General features: G+C 61.5%; 15 protein-coding genes and 1 other RNA gene. 2 read left to right on the top strand and 14 right to left on the bottom strand.

The window, feature by feature from the left end:
* Positions 1-95: 95 nt before the first annotated feature.
* The 10 genes from murG to mraZ form a co-directional block, all read right to left on the bottom strand.
* Positions 96-1226 carry an undecaprenyldiphospho-muramoylpentapeptide beta-N-acetylglucosaminyltransferase gene (gene murG / locus WC392_05600; protein ID MFA5241838.1) on the bottom strand — a complete coding sequence of 377 codons (1131 nt, stop codon included), beginning with the start codon at positions 1224-1226 and terminating at the stop codon, positions 96-98.
* Entirely contained in the window at positions 1223-2380 is a 1158-nt protein-coding gene (gene ftsW / locus WC392_05605) for a putative lipid II flippase FtsW (GenBank protein MFA5241839.1), read from the bottom strand. The genes murG and ftsW overlap by 4 nt, the downstream gene beginning before the upstream one ends.
* Positions 2380-3765: a UDP-N-acetylmuramoyl-L-alanine--D-glutamate ligase gene (murD, locus tag WC392_05610; GenBank protein MFA5241840.1), complete on the bottom strand. Its 1386-nt coding sequence runs from the start codon at positions 3763-3765 to the stop codon at positions 2380-2382. Before murD ends, ftsW begins: the two co-directional genes overlap by 1 nt.
* A 74-nt stretch (positions 3766-3839) precedes the next feature.
* Complete coding sequence (mraY, locus tag WC392_05615) at positions 3840-4925, bottom strand: phospho-N-acetylmuramoyl-pentapeptide-transferase (GenBank protein ID MFA5241841.1); 1086 nt, start codon at positions 4923-4925, stop codon at positions 3840-3842.
* 115 nt (positions 4926-5040) lie between these two features.
* Positions 5041-6414: a UDP-N-acetylmuramoyl-tripeptide--D-alanyl-D-alanine ligase gene (murF, locus tag WC392_05620; GenBank protein ID MFA5241842.1), complete on the bottom strand. Its 1374-nt coding sequence runs from the start codon at positions 6412-6414 to the stop codon at positions 5041-5043.
* Positions 6408-7907 carry a UDP-N-acetylmuramoyl-L-alanyl-D-glutamate--2,6-diaminopimelate ligase gene (locus WC392_05625; protein ID MFA5241843.1) on the bottom strand — a complete coding sequence of 500 codons (1500 nt, stop codon included), beginning with the start codon at positions 7905-7907 and terminating at the stop codon, positions 6408-6410. The genes murF and WC392_05625 overlap by 7 nt, the downstream gene beginning before the upstream one ends.
* The gene (locus WC392_05630) at positions 7904-9631 is read right to left on the bottom strand and encodes a penicillin-binding protein 2 (GenBank protein MFA5241844.1); all 1728 of its coding nucleotides are present in this window, start codon (positions 9629-9631) and stop codon (positions 7904-7906) included. Before WC392_05630 ends, WC392_05625 begins: the two co-directional genes overlap by 4 nt.
* Positions 9628-9915, bottom strand: coding sequence for a cell division protein FtsL (gene ftsL / locus WC392_05635; GenBank protein ID MFA5241845.1), 288 nt, complete (start codon positions 9913-9915; stop codon positions 9628-9630). The genes WC392_05630 and ftsL overlap by 4 nt, the downstream gene beginning before the upstream one ends.
* A complete protein-coding gene (gene rsmH / locus WC392_05640; protein MFA5241846.1) occupies positions 9915-10856 on the bottom strand; it encodes a 16S rRNA (cytosine(1402)-N(4))-methyltransferase RsmH in 942 nt (313 codons plus the stop codon). The genes ftsL and rsmH overlap by 1 nt, the downstream gene beginning before the upstream one ends.
* A gap of 56 nt (positions 10857-10912) precedes the next feature.
* On the bottom strand, positions 10913-11359 hold the full coding sequence (gene mraZ, locus WC392_05645; protein MFA5241847.1) for a division/cell wall cluster transcriptional repressor MraZ: 447 nt from the start codon (positions 11357-11359) through the stop codon (positions 10913-10915).
* 309 nt (positions 11360-11668) lie between these two features.
* On the opposite strand from mraZ, the gene WC392_05650 reads away from it, so the two are divergent.
* Both WC392_05650 and mutY read left to right on the top strand, forming a co-directional pair.
* Positions 11669-13858, top strand: a complete 2190-nt coding sequence (locus tag WC392_05650; protein MFA5241848.1) for an AsmA family protein — start codon at positions 11669-11671, stop codon at positions 13856-13858.
* The gene (mutY, locus tag WC392_05655) at positions 13859-14902 is read left to right on the top strand and encodes an A/G-specific adenine glycosylase (GenBank protein MFA5241849.1); all 1044 of its coding nucleotides are present in this window, start codon (positions 13859-13861) and stop codon (positions 14900-14902) included.
* Between the two features lie 16 nt (positions 14903-14918).
* Here the strand turns inward: mutY and WC392_05660 are convergent, their stop codons facing one another.
* From WC392_05660 to WC392_05675, 4 genes are all read right to left on the bottom strand, one after another.
* Positions 14919-15521: a 5-formyltetrahydrofolate cyclo-ligase gene (locus WC392_05660; GenBank protein MFA5241850.1), complete on the bottom strand. Its 603-nt coding sequence runs from the start codon at positions 15519-15521 to the stop codon at positions 14919-14921.
* 38 nt (positions 15522-15559) lie between these two features.
* Positions 15560-15737, bottom strand: a non-coding RNA gene (gene ssrS, locus WC392_05665) — 6S RNA.
* Between the two features lie 43 nt (positions 15738-15780).
* Positions 15781-16089 (bottom strand): cell division protein ZapA, encoded by a 309-nt coding sequence (locus tag WC392_05670; protein ID MFA5241851.1) that lies wholly within the window; start codon positions 16087-16089, stop codon positions 15781-15783.
* A complete protein-coding gene (locus WC392_05675; GenBank protein MFA5241852.1) occupies positions 16086-16286 on the bottom strand; it encodes a hypothetical protein in 201 nt (66 codons plus the stop codon). The genes WC392_05670 and WC392_05675 overlap by 4 nt, the downstream gene beginning before the upstream one ends.
* Positions 16287-16307: the final 21 nt, after the last annotated feature.

Here is a 16307-nt window from a genome sequence, read left to right on the forward strand (position 1 = left end):
TCAAAACCTTTTTTCACCACGGAGGGCACGGAGAACACGGAGAAAATCCCCGATAGTTCCGTGTTCTCCGTGCTCTCCGTGGTTAATGGTTTTCATCATTTCGCCAGTTCCTTGCATATCTCGGCTACCCGCCGTGTCGCGTCCGGCTTGGCCAGTGCGCGTGCTTTTTTTGCCATGGCGGTCAGTTTGTCGTGGGTGAGTTCCTGCAGCAGCGCCGCGAGTTTTTCCGCGCTGAGTTCCATTTGCTGAACCAGTACTGCCGCGCCGCTATCGCTCAGGAAGCGGGCGTTGGTGGTCTGGTGGTCGTCTACCGCATGGGGATAGGGCACCAGTACGCTGGCCACGCCCACAGCGGCGAGCTCCGCCACGGTCAGGGCGCCGGAACGGCAGATCACCAGGTCGGCCCAGGCATATTGCCCGGCCATGTCGTCGATAAAGGGCCTGCAATCTGCTTCAACACCAGCCGCCTGATAATTGGCCTGAAGTGCTTCGATGTGTTTTGCGCCAGACTGGTGAACGACTTGCGGCCGCCCCGCGACGGGGATCATGGCCATGGCCTGGGGAACCACCTCGTTCAGTGCCGCGGCGCCGAGGCTGCCGCCTACCACCAGCACCCGCAGATTCTCTTCACGTCCGGCAAGGCGTGCGTCGGGCTCGGCCAGGGCGCCAATCTCGGCCCGCACCGGGTTGCCGCACCACTCGGTGTCAACCTTGCCGCAGGGCAGGGGTTTGTCCTTTTTGCCCTTGAATGCGCCGGGGAAGGCCACCAGCACCTTGTCGGCGAGGCAGGCCAGCACGCGGTTGGTGAGACCGGCGATGGAGTTCTGTTCGTGCACCACCAGCGGCTTTGCCATGAGGGTGGCCATCATGCCGCCGGGAAAGGCCGGATAACCACCCATCCCCAGCACCACGTCCGGGCGGTGCGTCATAATGGCCCTGAAGCTCTGGTAGAAGGCCCGCAGCAGTTGCAGCGGCAGCAACATGGGGCGCAGCAAGCCTTTGCCGCGCAGGCCAGAGAAGTTGATCCACGCCATTTCGTAACCGTGCTTTGGTACCAGCGTGGCTTCCATGCCATTGCGGGTGCCGAGCCAGACCACTTTCCAGCCCTCGTTGCGCAGCTGGCCGGCGACGGCGAGTGCCGGCATGACATGCCCGCCAGTCCCGCCAGCCATGATCATTAAGGTTCGTGAGGGGTGAGGGGTGAGGGGTGAGGAGGCGTGGTTCATACTGCATACCCCTTCATCAACTGCCTGTTTTCGTAATCCACGCGCAGCAGCACGGCCAGCGCCACGCAGTTGGCGACGATGCCGCTGCCGCCGAATGACAGCAGGGGCAGGGTCAGGCCCTTGGTGGGCAAGAGGCCCATGTTGACGCCGATATTGATGATGGATTGCACCGCCAGCCAGATGCCGATGCCCTGGGCGACCAGGGCGGAAAAGTGGCGTTCCTGCCGCTCCGCGGTGCGGCCAATGAGGAATGAGCGGATCGTGATCCAGGCAAAACTCAGCACCACTACGGCAACCCCGGCAAAGCCCAGCTCCTCGGCGATTACGGCGAGCAGAAAGTCGGTGTGGGCTTCGGGCAGATACAGCAGTTTTTCCACACTGGCGCCCAGTCCCACGCCCAGCCATTCCCCGCGCCCGAAGGCAATCAGCGCATGGGAGAGCTGATAACCCTTGCCGAAAGGGTCGGCCCAGGGGTCCATGAAGCCGATGATGCGCTGCATGCGGTAGGGCGAAGTCCAGATCAGCAGCAGGAAGCCGATCAGCAGCAGCACGATCAGGCCGGCGAATAGGCGCCAGTTGAGCCCGCCCAGGAACAGGATGCCCATGGCAATGGAAATGATCACCGCGAAGGCGCCGAAATCCGGTTCGCGCAACAGTAGTCCGCCGATCAGCAACATCACCAGAAACATGGGCATGAAGCCCTTGGTGAAGTTATCCATCAGTGCGGCCTTGCGTACCGTGTAGTCGGCCGCATACATCACCACGATCAGTTTCATGAATTCGGAGGGTTGCAGGTTGGCCACGCCGAGGGAAAGCCAGCGCTGGCTGCCGTTCACTTCGCGCCCGATGCCGGGGATCAAGACCAGCACCAGCAGCGTGATGCCGGCCAGGAACAGCCAGGGGGAGAGTTTCTGCCAGCCGCGCATCGGCACCTGGAAGGAGATGACGCCGGCGATCAGGCCAGCGGCCAGATAGACGCTCTGGCGCAACAGGAAATAGCTTTCATTGAATCCGGTCATGCGGCTTGCGCCCGCGCTGGCGATGGAGGCGGAGTAAACCATGATCAGGCCGAAGGCGAGCAGCAGCAATCCCGACCACAGCAGGGGCTGGTCGTATTCGGAGCGGGCATATTGTGCGGTGGCAGGGATATACATCAGCGTTGCTCCTCCCTGGCCAGCTGCTGTGCTGCGCTGATAAATGCTTCGGCGCGATGGATGTAGTTGCGGAACATGTCGTAGCTGGCGCAGGCAGGGGAGAGCAGCACTGCGTCACCTGCCTGTGCCTGCTGCAGGCTGAACTGCACCGCTTCTTCCATGTTGCCGGCGCGCAACAATGGCACGCCGCTGTGTTCCAGCACGGCGCCGATCTTCGCGCCATCGCGCCCGATCAGCACCACGGCGCGGGCATGCCGGGCCACGGCCGGGGCGAGCGGACTGAAATCCTGCCCCTTGCCGTCGCCGCCAGCGATCAGCACCACCTTGCACGGCATGCCGGCCAGCGCCGCCACGGTCGCGCCGACGTTGGTGCCCTTGGAGTCGTCGTAGAAAGTGACGCCGCTGATCTCGGCCACTTTTTCCACCCGGTGCGGCAGGCCCTTGAAATGGCGCAGCGCGTCCAGCAGGGGTTCGAAGGGCAGCCCGATAGCGCGGCACAAGGCTAGCGCCGCCAGCGCATTGGCGGCATTGTGCAGTCCCGCCAGGGGCAATTCATTGACAGGCAGCAAGCGCCTTGAGCCCTGAGCCAGCCACTGCTGGCCGTCCTGTTTCAGGATGCCCCAGTCACATTCATTAACGGGCGCATCGAGGCCGAAAGTCTCGATTTTCCGCCCAGGCAGGGCCATGGCCATGCTGCGCGCATCGTCGCGATTCAGGATCTGGCTGCCGGTGCCGTGAAATACCCGGGTTTTGGCAGCGCTGTAGTGATCCATGCCGGTGTAGCGGTCGAGGTGGTCCTCGCTGATATTGAGCATGGTGGCGGCCGAGGCATCGAGACTGGCGGTGGTTTCCAGCTGGAAACTGGAGAGCTCCAGCACGAAGACGCCGGGCATGCCGTTCTGCTCCGCCTCAATCAGGGCATCCAGCACCGGCAGGCCGATATTGCCGGCCACCGTGGTCTTCAGGCCGGCGGCGCGGCACATGGCGCCGGTCATTTCAGTGACCGTGCTCTTGCCGTTGGAACCGGTGATGGCCAAAACGTGAGGGGTGAGGCGTGAGGGGTGAGGCGTGAGTGTCTGGGCAAACAGTTCCACATCGCCGGCCACCGGCACGCCGCGCGCAACAGCAGCGGCAACCTTGGGGTCGGCCAGCGGCACGCCGGGGCTGATGGCGATCAGGTCGATCCCGGCAAACAGCGTGTCGCTGAAAGGGCCTGTGACCAGCGGCACGCCGGGGAATTCGGCATGGAAACGGGTGGCGTGAGGCGGCGCCTCGCGGCTGTCGGCAACGCTCACACGTGCGCCGTGGCGCAGCAGGAAGCGCACCATGGACAGGCCGGTATCGCCAAGCCCGAGAACAAGTATGTGTTTATCTCTGATATTCATACTTTAATTTGTGATGAGTGCGGCGCAGGAAAATTTCGCCACCGACCTGCTCCTCACCCCTAACCTCTCACTCCTCACCTCAATTTCAACGTCGAAAGACCGACCAGGACCAGCATCATGGTGATGATCCAGAAACGCACCACCACCTGGGTTTCCTTCCACCCCTTGAGTTCATAGTGGTGATGCAGTGGCGCCATTCGGAACACGCGCTTGCCGGTGAGCTTGAAAGAGGCCACCTGGATCATCACCGACAGGGTTTCCACCACGAACACGCCGCCCATGATGAAAAACACGATTTCCTGGCGCACGATTACCGCCACCACGCCGAGCGCGGCGCCCAGCGACAGCGCGCCGACATCGCCCATGAAAACCTCGGCGGGGTAGGCGTTGAACCACAGGAAGCCCAGTCCCGCTCCCGCCAGCGCGGCACAAAAGATGGTCAGTTCGCCAGCGCCGGGAATGTGCGGGACGCCAAGGTAGCGGGCAAAATAGAAGTGCCCGGCGACATAGGCGAAGATGCCCAGCGCGCCACCCACCATGACCGTTGGCAGGATGGCCAGGCCGTCCAGGCCGTCGGTGAGGTTGACCGCATTGCTGCCGCCAACAATCACGAAATAGCTCAGCACCATGAACCCCACCGCGCCCAGCGGGATGGAGACGGATTTGAAAAAGGGCACGATCAGCTCGGTCTGCACCGGCAAATTGGCGCGGTAGGCGAGATAGGCGGCGACGCTGGCGCCGATGAGCGACTGCCAGAACATCTTGGATTTGGCAGACAAGCCCTTGGGATTGCGGTGCACCACCTTGCGGTAGTCGTCGACCCAGCCGACGATGCCAAATCCCAGCGTGGTGAGCAGGGCCACCCATACGTAATGGTTTTTCAGGTCGGCCCACAGCAGGGTGGCGACGCTGATGGACACCAGGATCAGCGCGCCGCCCATGGTGGGTGTGCCGCTTTTGACCAGGTGGGTTTGCGGGCCGTCGGTGCGTACTGCCTGGCCGATTTTATAGGCGGTCAGTTTGCGGATCATGGCCGGTCCGACCAGGAAGGAAATCAGCAGCGCGGTCAGGATCGCCAGCACCGCGCGCAGGGTGATGTAGTTGAATACGTTGAAAGCGCGGATGTCCTGTGCCAGCCACTGGGCGAGAGCTAATAGCATGTTGCCTCCTGCGGAAGCGTGAGGGGTGAAATGTGAAGCGTGAAGCGTGAAGCGTGAAGCGCCAGGGGCGGCTGTCTCCTCGCTATCTTCACAACGGGTTTGTACATTTCACTCTTCACTTTTCACTCTTCACTTCAAAGCTTCTAACCACCCGTTCCATCTTCATGAAGCGGGACCCCTTGACCAGGACCGTCACATCCGGCGCCAGCAGGTTTTCCAGGTCGGCCAGCAATTCCTCGATGCGTTCGAAGAACCAGGCGTTGGCGCCGAATTCCTGCGCTGCCGCGCGGCACATGTCGCCGTGGCAGAGCAGGATGTCCACCCCGGCCTGTTTGGCTATTGCGCCGATTTCGCCATGCATCGTGACGGCATCGGGGCCGAGTTCGCCCATGTCGCCCAGCACCAGGATTTTTTTGCCCGGCATGCCGGCAAGCACCGCAATCGCTGCCTTGACCGATGCCGGGTTGGCGTTGTAGCTGTCATCAATCAGGGTTGCGCCGTGCAGGCCTGGCTTGTGCTGCAACCGGCCCTTGACGCCGGAAAATTTTTGCAGGCCGGCGGCAATCGCCGCGTTGTCCATGCCCAGCGCGCTGGCCGCCGCCGCTGCGGCGAGGGCGTTGCGCACGTTGTGCAGCCCCGGCACCGGCAGCTTGATCTGGCATTCGCCCGCGGGCGTGCGCAGCTTCAGTTCGCTACCCAGCGGAGCGGACTGGTAGGTGGCGCTCACCTGGGCGGGGTGATCCAGGCCGAATTCGATGCTGGAATGTCCGCTTGCCAGTGTCTTCCACAGCGCCGCGAAAGCGTCGTCGGCATTGATCACGGCCACGCCGTCGCTGGCCAGGCCCGCAAAAATCTCGCCCTTGGCGCGCGCCACTTCTTCCACGCCGCCGAGGCCGGCCAGATGGGCGGCACCGGCGTTGTTGATGACGGCCACGTCGGGGCGGGCGATTTTGCTCAGGTAGTCGATCTCGCCGGGGTGGTTCATGCCCATTTCGATCACCGCGAAGCGGTGCTGCGCGCGCAGCTTCAGCAGCGTCAGGGGCATGCCGATGTCGTTGTTGAAATTGCCCTCGGTCGCCAGCACGGCATCTTGTCCGGCTGCTTCGCGCAGGATGGCGGCGAGCATTTCCTTGACCGTGGTCTTGCCGTTGCTGCCGGTGACGGCAACCAGTTTGATGCTCTGCCGGCCACGCCAGAATGCGGCCAGTTGCCCCAGGGCGAGACGGGTATCCGCCACGATCAGCAGCGGCATGCCCTGCCAATCTGCCTGATGCTGTCCGGCTGCGGCCTGGTCGACCATGGCGACTGCCGCGCCCTGCCGGATGGCCTCGGCGACAAATGCGTGGCCATCGAAACGTTCGCCCCTGAGCGCGACGAACAGGCAGCCGGGAGTAATGGCGCGGCTGTCGGTGGTGACGCTGGTAAAGCTCACATCCGCACCCTGAGTGGCGGCCTGGATGGCGCTGGCGGTCTGGCTCAGACTCAGCATGGGCGGTACTCATGCAAGGCGCGTTGCGCGACTTCTGCGTCGTTGAAGGGGAGTTTCACGCCCTTGATCTCCTGATAATCTTCATGTCCCTTGCCCGCGATCAGCACGATGTCGCCGGGGCGGGCCTGGCGGATGGCGCGGTCGATCGCGGCGGCACGGTCTTCCTCGATATGAAAGTTGGCTTCCATGGCGCTGGTAATCTCCGCCAGGATGGTGCGCGGGTCTTCGTTGCGGGGGTTGTCGCTGGTCACGATGGCGCTGTCCGCCAGGCGCGAAGCCGCCGCCCCCATGAGCGGGCGCTTGCCCTTGTCGCGGTTGCCGCCGCAGCCGAAGACGCAGATCAGGCTGGCCTGGGCGCTCTTGATTTCACGCAGGGTTTGCAGCACTTTTTCCAGTGCATCCGGGGTGTGGGCGTAATCCACCACCACCAGCGGCTTGCCCGCCCCGCCAAGCTGCTGCACGCGCCCGGCGACGGCCTTGACCTGGGCCAGCGCCGCGACTGCCGCTTCAAGCGGGATGCCGCTGACCAGCAGCACGGCCAGCGTGCCGAGCAGGTTGGAGGCGTTGAAGCGGCCCAGCATGGCGCTGGAGATGGCGGCTTTGCCCCAGGGTGTGGCTACCTCGAAGCGCAAGCCGTTTTCATCCATGCCGAGCGCACGACCCTTGATCCGCATGTGGCAGCCCTTGGCTTCGCCCTCGAAGCCGTAACCCACCACTTTGACGCCGCTGCATCCCAGTTTCCCCGCCAGTTCCACGCCGAAGGGGTCGTCCAGGTTGAGGACCGCATATTCCAGCCCGGGCCAATCGAACAGGGTGGCCTTGGCGGCGGCGTAGCTGGCCATGTCGCCGTGGTAGTCGAGGTGGTCGCGCGACAGGTTGGTCAGTAGCGCTACATCGAAATGCACGCCGTTGACGCGCCCCTGATGGAGGCCGTGGGATGAAACTTCCATCGCCACCGCGCTGGCGCCCTGCTCCTGATAGTGCCTGAGCAGGTTGTGCAGCGTGACCGCGTCGGGCGTGGTGTTGGCGGTGGAGGAGAGCTCATTCGGGAAGCCGTTGCCCAGCGTGCCGATCAGTGCGGTTTTGCGGCCCGCTTCTGCCAGGCAGCGGGCGATCCAGTGCGCGCACGAGGTTTTGCCGTTGGTGCCGGTGACGCCGACGGTCCAGAGAAGCTTCGACGGATCGCCGCAGACCCGCGAGGCGATTTCGCCGATGGCCTGGCGCAGCCCGGCAATGCCGAGACCGGGCACTTTCCAGTCATCGTTCCAGCTGAAGCCGTCGCTGTCCCACAGCACGGCATTCGCCCCGGCTGCAATGGCCTGTGGAATAAAGTCGCGCCCATCGGCTTCATCACCCGGATAGGCGGCAAAGGCGTCGCCGGGCTGAATGCGGCGGCTGTCCGCAATCAGGCGTTGCGCACCTGCCTGGGCGATGAAATCAAGCGCCGCGCCACTCCTCACCCCTAACTCCTCACCCCTCACCAGATCGCTCATACCATCTCCTTCACTTCCGGCGCGTCATCCGGCAGCAGGGTGTTGGTGGTGGGGGCGTCAAGCGGAACGGACAGCATGCGCAGCGCGCCGCCCATGACGTTGCTGAATACCGGGGCAGCGACCGTGCCGCCGTAATACTGGCCATTGCTGGGCTCGTCGATCATGACGGCGATAATCAGTCGTGGGTCTGAAACCGGAGCGAAGCCGACAAAGGAGGAAACATATCTGTCCGCGGCGTAGCCATTGCCGTCCTGCTTGTGTGCCGTGCCGGTTTTGCCCGCGGCGCGATAGCCGGTAACCCGTGCCTTGGGCGCGGTACCGCCGGGCTGCACGACCAGTTCCAGCATGGATCGGACTGCCTGGGCCGTGTGCAGCGACAGAACGCGCTCGCCTGCCGGCATTTCGTCGAGCTTGAGCATGGACAGCGGTTTCAGTTCGCCGTCGCTGGCGAATACGGTGTAAGCCCGTGCCAGTTGCAGCAGGCTGACGGAAATGCCATGACCGTAGGACATGGTGGCCTGCTCGATGGGGCGCCAGGTCTTGAAAGGCCGCACCTTGCCGGTGGCTTCGCCGGGGAAGCCGCTGCGCGGCAACTGGCCGAAGCCCATGTGGTTGAATACGCCCCACAGATACTCCGGCTCAAGGGTCAGTGCAATCTTGGCCGCGCCGACGTTGCTTGATTTCTGGATCACCTGGGCTACGCTGATCAAGCCCTGCGGATGTGCATCATGGATCGTTGCCGAGCCAATGGAAAAATGCCCGGGAGAAGTTTCGATGCGGCTTTCCGGGGTGAATTTTCCCGCTTCCATTGCAGCCGCGATGGCGACCGGCTTCATGGTCGAACCCGGTTCGAAAATGTCGGTAATGCTGCGGTTGCGGGTGCTGTTGCGATTCAGCTTGACCCGGTTGTTGGGGTTGTAGGAAGGCAGGTTTGCCAGTGCCAGAATTTCTCCCGTTTTGGCATCCAGCACCACGATGGCGCCCGCCTTGGCCTTGTGCTGATCTATCGCCGCCTTGAGCTCGCGGAATGCCAGATACTGGATCTTGCGGTCGACGCTTAAAGCCAGGTTGCGCCCTTCCTGCGGCGTCTTGATGCTTTTTACATCCTCGATGATGTGGCCCGGGCGATCCTTGATGACGCGGCGGCTTCCAACCTGGCCGGCCAGCCATTTCTGGTAGGTCAGCTCCAGGCCTTCCTGGCCGTTGTCGTCCACGCCGGTAAAACCGAGAATATGAGCGGTCACATCTCCAGCCGGATAGTAGCGGCGATATCCGCGCTGCAGAAATACCCCCGGTATGTCCAGCTCCATGACCTTCGCCGCCAGCTCGGGCGGCAGTCCGCGCTTGAGATAGGCAAATTCCTTGCTGGAGCTGGCAAGGCGCTTGTCGATTTCGCTTTTGCTCATGTCCAGCAACTTCGCCAGCTGCTGTTTTTTTTCCGCGTTCAGTTCGATATCCTGCGGGCTGGCCCAGACCGACTCGACCGGCGTACTGATGGCCAGTGGCTCACCGTGCCGGTCAGTAATCATGCCGCGATGCGCGGAGATTTCGATTACCCGGCTGTAGCGCGCATCGCCTTTCTGCACCAGGAAATCGTTATTCAGCACTTGCAGGTAGAGCGATCGCACCAGCAGCGCTACAAACCACAGCAGCAAGAGCGCGACCACCACCCATGCCCGCCATAGCGGGAGCTGAACCCGGGCCGTGGAAGAAGACAGGCTCATGGCGCCACTCCGCGTATTGCTGGCAGGAGCGGAACGACCTGAATTTTGGCAGGGTCGGGTACGCGCATCTGGAGGTGGCTGGAAGCAATTTTTTCGATTCGGGCGTGCATGGCCCAGGTGCTTTGCTCGAGTTGCAGTTGCCCCCACTCCACTTCCATCTGTCTGGCCAGAGACTGTTCCTGCTGCAAATCGACGAACAGCGTACGCGCCTTGTGCTGGGAAGTGACTACCCCCATGGCACAGGCGATTGCGATCATCATCAGCAACAGGTTGAGCTTGACCATTATGTCTCCAGGCTACGCTCGGCTACCCGCATGACGGCACTGCGGCTGCGCGGGTTTGCGCTCACTTCGGCAGCCGACGGGCGCCGCGCCTTGCCCGTCAGATGCAGGCGTGGCTGCGGCAATTCGCTGGCACGTATGGGCAGGCGGGAAGGAAGGGTGTCGCGATTGACTTCGCCCTGCATGAAGCGCTTGACGATGCGGTCTTCCAGCGAGTGGAAGCTGATCACCACCAATCGTCCGTGAGGCGCGAGCAGATTCATGCACTGAGGGAGCACTAGCGATAATTCCTCAAGTTCCTGATTGAGGAAAATCCGTATAGCCTGAAAGGTGCGCGTCGCCGGATCCTGGCCTGGCTCGCGCCGGGGAACCGCCGTTGCCACGACCTGGGCAAGTTGTCGTGTAGTAGCGAGAAGCCCTCCCGCTCGCGCCGCAACAACCGCTCTTGCAATCTGTTTAGCAAACCGTTCTTCACCATAGCTTTTGATGACCTCCCTCAGTTCATCTTCCGGCACCTGCGCCAGCCATTCCGCCGCGGTTTGCCCCTTGCTCGTATCCATGCGCATGTCCAGCGGACCGTCGAAACGGAAACTGAAGCCGCGCTCCCCTTCGTCCAGCTGGGGTGATGAAACCCCCAGGTCCAGCAGGATGCCATCCACCTTTTTTATGCCCAGCGGCAGCAATGCCTGCTCCATGCCGGCGAAGCTGCTGTGGCAGATATGAAAACGCGGGTCCGTGATGGCCCGCGCCGTTTCCACTGCCGCCGGATCGCGATCCAGCGCGATCAGCCGGCCATCCTTGCCCAGTCTTTCCAGGATCAGGCGGCTATGCCCGCCGCGACCGAAGGTGCCGTCTATATAGATTCCGCCTGGCTGGATGTGCAACGCATCGACCGCCTCCTCAAGCAGTACGGTGATGTGCCGCCTGATTTCAGGAACGCGCAGCGATTCTGCGTCTCCCTCGCCCGCTCGCGGGAGAGGGCCGGGGGAGAGGGGCTTGCTCACAGCGAAAAACCTTCCAGTTCCGGCGGCATGCCGCCGTCGCGGAAGACCAGCGCATCAGCGAGCTGCTGGTTCCAGCTGGCATCGTCCCACAATTCGAATTTGTTGCCCTGGCCCACCAGCACCACGCTCTTTTCCAGATTGGCGAATTGGCGCAAAGGGGGCGGCACCAGGATGCGTCCTGCGCTATCCAGCTCGACATCGCTGGCATTGCCGACCAGGAGGCGCTGCAGGCTACGGGTTTGGGGATTGAAACTGGACAGGCTGTTGAGCTTCTTCTCGATCGGCTCCCAGTCGGAAAGGGGGTAGATCAGCAGACACTTGCTGGGATCGGCGGTAATGATGAGGCGCCCGGCGCAATAGGACAGGAGAAAATCGCGGTGCCTGGACGGCACTGCCAATCTTCCCTTGCTGTCCAGATTTAATGTTGCAACACCGCGAAACATGGCACCCCTTTGCGCTGTAGTTTTAGCCAGGTTCTCCCACAAAAACCCACCGTCCACCACTTTTGCCCACTATAGATAAAAAAACAGGCATGGTCAAGGGGGAAAACAGGTTTTTCTCTTACGCGACAAAGGCTTAGGAGAAAAATATAAACTAAAATTTATATGCTTTAGAAATAAGGGGATACGTAAAGTAGTGAAAGTCGATTGTTAGGTTGGCGAGTGGGTCGTGCCTGGGGTGGGAGGCCGGCGCTTGTCTTTGCCTGGTGGCTGCGTTATGGTCCGATTTGTCTTTGTTTCGGGCGCCAATCCATGAACCGCTACCTCAAATACGGCCTCGCGGCAGCCGCCGGCGTGGCGTTTCTTTTTGCGCTGCTACTGGCGGCGGTGGCGCTGTTCGTCAACCCCAATGACTACAAGCCGCAGATCATCCAGCTGGTGAAAGACAAGAAGCAGCGCACCCTGACGCTGGCTGGCGACATCAAACTGGCCTTTTTCCCCAGGCTGGGCTTTGATCTGGGGCGCGCATCCATCAGCGAATTTCAAGCGGACAAGGAGTTTGCGGCTATCGAGAGCGCCCGCCTGTATCTGTCCTGGTGGCCCTTGCTGAAGAAGGAACTGGTGGTGGAGCAGGTTCGGGTGGAGGGGGTGCGTGCCAGTCTGGTGCGTTTCAGGGACGGCACGACCAATTTTGACGATCTGCTGAAGAAGGAAGAGGAAGACAAGCAGCTCAAGTTCGATATAGATAGTGTGAAAATCGGCAACAGTGCACTGACCTTCAGGGACGAAATGGGCGGGCGGCAGTTTGCGCTGAGCCAGATCGAGCTGAAGACAGGCCGTCTGGCGAATGCGAGGCCGACCCGGGCGGAGCTCGGTTTTATCCTGCGGGGGGATAATCCACACATCAAGGCAGACGTAAAGATGCAGACGGAACTGAATTTCGACACCGATGCCAGGCGGTTTTCGCTACGCGGCCTGAATCTGGAAATGACGGGCGAGGCCGCCGGCCTGAGCGGTCTTGCTGCAGGGGTCAAGGGTGATCTGGCTTTTGATCAGGCCATGGGCGTAATGCGGGCGGAAAATCTGGCCGTGGCCGTGGCTGGCAAAAAAGGGGCGGACGATATCGATGTCAGGCTGTTGGTACCGAAGGTCGAATGGGCTGCTGACAGGATGGCAACGGATAAAATCGATCTGGTGGCCAAGGTCAAGCAAGTCCGGGGAGAAATGGGGCTGGTGGTGAATTTGCCCGCGCTGACCGGTGACAGCAAGTCATTCAGGGCGGACATGCTGAACATCGACCTGAGCATATTTCAGGAGGGTGGCGAGTACAAGGGCAAACTGTCCTCGCCGGTCAGCGGTGATTTCAAGAGCAAGCGTTTTGCCCTTTCCGATATCAAGGCCAATTTGGCGGCAAATGGCGGGAAGATGCCCGGGGGCGGCATGAAGCTGGATATTAGCGGCTCCGCCGAAGTGGACGCCGGGCATCAGGATGTGGCGTTGAAGCTGGTTTCCAGGCTTGACGAGAGCACCATCAAGGCGAATCTCGGCGCGAGCCCTTTTACGAACCCGCATTTTCGCATCGATGTGGACGTGGACCGGCTCGATGCGGATCGTTATTTGCCGCCCAAACCGAAAGAAAGTGAGCCCCAGTCAGAGAAGCCGCTGGATTTCTCCGCGCTGAAAACGCTCAATGCCAGCGGCAGCGTGAAAATCGGCAGCCTCAAGCTGTATAACGTCAAGGCCAGCAACATCCGGCTGGAGTTCCGGGCGGGTGATGGCAGGCTGGTAGTGAGCCCGCTGGCCGCCAGCCTCTACCAGGGAACGGCCAGCGGAAGCATGTCGCTGAATGCGGCGGGGCCTGCCGTGGCGGTGAGGCAGAATATTGCCGGCGTCAGCATCGGGCCCTTGCTGAAAGACGCGCTCGACAAGGATGTGCTTGAAGGCCGGGGCAACGTGAACATCGATGTCGCCGCCAATGGCAATGCCGTGAGCGCCATGAAAAAATCCATGCAGGGCAAGGCGGCGCTGAATCTGCGCGACGGCGCGGTGAAGGGGATCAATATCGCTGCGGCCCTGCGCGAGGCCAAATCCCGGTTGGGGACGATGAAGGGAGAAAAGGTCCAGGCCGCCAGCGCGCAGGAACAAACCGATTTTTCGGAACTGACCGCCAGCTTCAGCATTCAGCGCGGTGTCGCGCATAATGAAGATCTCGCGGCCAAATCGCCCTTGCTGCGCCTGGCCGGCAATGGCGACATCGATTTCGGCGCCGAAAGGTTGAATTACCTCGCCAGGGCCACGGTGGTGGGAACCCTGGAAGGGCAGGGCGGGCGCGAACTGGCGGCGCTCAAGGGAGTGACGGTGCCGGTGCGGGTCAGCGGGCCGTTCAAGGCGCCGCAGTTCGCCATGGACTTCAACGCAATGGTGGGCGAGGCGGCCAAACAGGAGATCAAAAGCCGTGCGGAAGACAAGCTGAAGGAAGGCCTGAAAGGCCTGTTCCGCTAAGTGGCCGCCGCTTTTGCCCAGCGCCTGATCCTCTGGCACAAGCAGCATGGCCGCCACGGCCTGCCGTGGCAGGGCAACCGAGACCCCTATGCAGTATGGCTCTCTGAAATCATGCTGCAGCAAACCCAGGTATCCAGCGTCATTCCCTATTACCAGCGCTTTCTGGGCTGCTTTCCGGATATCGCCACTCTTGCCGCTGCCGAAGAGGACGAGGTGCTGGCCCGCTGGAGCGGCTTGGGCTACTACTCGCGGGCGCGCAATCTGCACCGGGCGGCGCAGATCATGGCAGAAAAACACTTTGGCGAATTCCCGCGCGAGTTCGGGCAGATTCTGGCCTTGCCGGGCATTGGCCGTTCAACCGCGGCGGCCATCAGTGCTTTTGCATTCGGTGAACGCAGGGCGATTCTGGACGGCAACGTGAAGCGGGTGCTGGCGCGTTATCTGGTGGTGGCGGGCCATTCGGGCGAGAAAAAGGTGGAAGCCTTGCTCTGGCGCCATGCCGAAGCGCTGCTTCCCGAGACTGGAATCGAAATCTATACCCAGGCCTTGATGGATCTTGGCGCGACCGTCTGCACGCGCAGCAAGCCGGATTGCGCAAGCTGCCCGGTCAGCGGGGATTGTGCCGCCAGTCAGCAGGGGCGCCAGGTGGAATTCCCCCAGCCGCGGCCGCGCAAGGCGTTGCCCGAGAGAGCGGCCACCATGCTGATTTTCATGCATCGGGGCGAGGTTTTCCTGGAGAAGCGTCCGCCAGCCGGGATCTGGGGCGGGTTATGGAGTTTCCCGGAAAGCGATGAGGCGGAAGATGCGCGGCAACCTGCCGGCATGCGCTTCGGCTTCGAGACTGACAGCCCCGAGGCCAGGCCAGCCATGCAACACGTTTTCACCCATTTCCGCCTGCATATCCATCCCCTGCTTCTCAATGTCAGGCGAATCCAGCCCCGTGCGCGTCAGCAGGCGGGGATGTGGCTGACCATCGAGGATGCCATGGCCGCAGCCATCCCAACACCAGTTCGCAAGCTGCTTGCAAGTCTTGATTTGGCTTGAACGGCTTTTTCCAGGTTCAGATGTGAACATGTGCTGATTGCGGGAAGCGATAAAGCTGGTGTTCGGTGAGCGCGGCATCGAGCGGCATGTCCCATGGGTCGCGCGGGACATGCGCCACTTTCTGGCATTCGTAACCAATTCCGACCAGACAGGGTTTGTGCCAGATCTTTCGCCGCCCGAGAAATGCCAGGCTGGTGTCGTAGAAGCCGCCGCCCATCCCCAGCCGGAATCCACCTTCGTCGAACCCCACCAGCGGCATGAATAACAGATCCAGCTGGCTGGCGCGGACCGGCCGGGGCGACCAGTGTTCGTGGATGCCGAAGCGGTTGAGATACCAGCTGGGGCGGGCCGTGAGACGTGTGAAATAAAGATGCTTCTGGAATCGGCGCGGCACCACGGGTAAATAGCAGGATTTTCCCAAACGCAATGCCTGGTTGAGCAGGGGCAGCATATCCATCTCGCCTTCGAAGGGCAGATAGAAGCCGATGCGGTCATAACGCATCAGCAGGCGCTCACGCGTGGCTACCCGTAACAGGCTATTAGCCGCCACCCGTTGCTGGTGCGGCGAAAGCTGGCTGCGCAGTTGGCGCAAATGGCGCCGCAGTTGGGGTTTATTCAAGGTATGCGAAGGAAAAACGACAACAGGTTAGGGGGTAAGAGTCCCCCGCGCATGCCGTCAGGCTATCATCTTGAACCTGGGGTCCAAGAGGGTCGCGGCCAGAACGCATCAGGCACATCCGCAGGGGATGCGCACAACAGCATTCTTAATAGCTACAACCAAACTTTATATATTGGTTCAAAGAATATCTAGCCTGGACGAACACCGCAGGGGACAACTCGGAAAGCTGGTTGCGAAGGGTTTTTTTATTCGCAGCCTGCTAAAAAAGTTCATCCTGCTCCGTCATTGCCTGCTCGATCTGAGCCTGCATGGAGTTCATTCTACTCTTGAACTCTCCGATGTCAAAAGAACCGGCGATGTGGGTGTTGAGCAGTTCGTGGGTGATGTTCAGGGCGGCCATGATGGCGATGCGTTCCACCCCGATAACTTTGCCGCTATCGCGAATTTCGCGCATTTTCCGGTCGAGATAGTCCACTGACTGGAGCAGCGCTTCCTGTTCGTCCTCGGGGCAGGCAACGCGGAATTCGCGTCCCATGATGGCAACGTCCAGGCCCTTTATTTCGCTCATTCGGCGGACTCCGGAATTTGTTCCATCAGCGCCTCAAGACGGGTTTGCGCACCCAGGATCTTGTCGCCCAGGAGCTTTCCCCGGTTCTGGGCGGTGGCCAGTTGCTGGCGCAACTGAATGTTTTCGGAACGCAGCTGCTGGCACATTCGTGCGATCTGCGCGACTTTTTCTTCGAGGGATTTCAGTTCCGCTTGCATGCGCACACTATAATTTGAAAA

Origin of the sequence: Sulfuricella sp. (assembly GCA_041651995.1) — a bacterium.
Lineage (GTDB): Bacteria > Pseudomonadota > Gammaproteobacteria > Burkholderiales > Sulfuricellaceae > Sulfurimicrobium.